At 55.1% G+C, this 303-nt stretch carries 1 protein-coding gene; it reads right to left on the bottom strand.

Features of this window, described 5'->3' with window-relative positions; genetic code table 11:
- On the bottom strand, window positions 1-157 hold a 157-nt coding region (locus ACGF49_RS25100), incomplete at its 3' end, for an ESPR-type extended signal peptide-containing protein (RefSeq protein ID WP_387493496.1).
- Window positions 158-303: the final 146 nt, after the last annotated feature.

Genomic DNA, 303 nt, shown 5'->3' with positions numbered 1-303 from the left:
CAAACCGTAGCGCGGTGAGTCGGCAACGACGCTGCGGTGAAGACGGGCGATGAGCGCGGCGTCCGGTTCGTCCCCGTCCGGCCCGCGCTATCTCGGCCACCACCATCCACAGCTGGCGAGATTGATTAAAGATAATACGATATAACTGCTTGTTCATGATTTTTACTCCACACAACACTACCCACCGGCAGTTTTGTTATTTGAATTAATACTGCCAATACAGGTTGAATCCGGCCGTGACGGGGGAAGTTTGGAAACCGGCGGGTTTGGACAGCGGGACGCCGACAAACAGGTCGTAGCTCA

The sequence above is a fragment of the Photorhabdus sp. RM96S genome (genome assembly GCF_042879335.1).
Lineage (GTDB): Bacteria > Pseudomonadota > Gammaproteobacteria > Enterobacterales > Enterobacteriaceae > Photorhabdus > Photorhabdus kayaii.
Note: the sequence above shows the minus strand (reverse complement) of the source record. Positions and strands in the feature narration are given on the sequence as shown.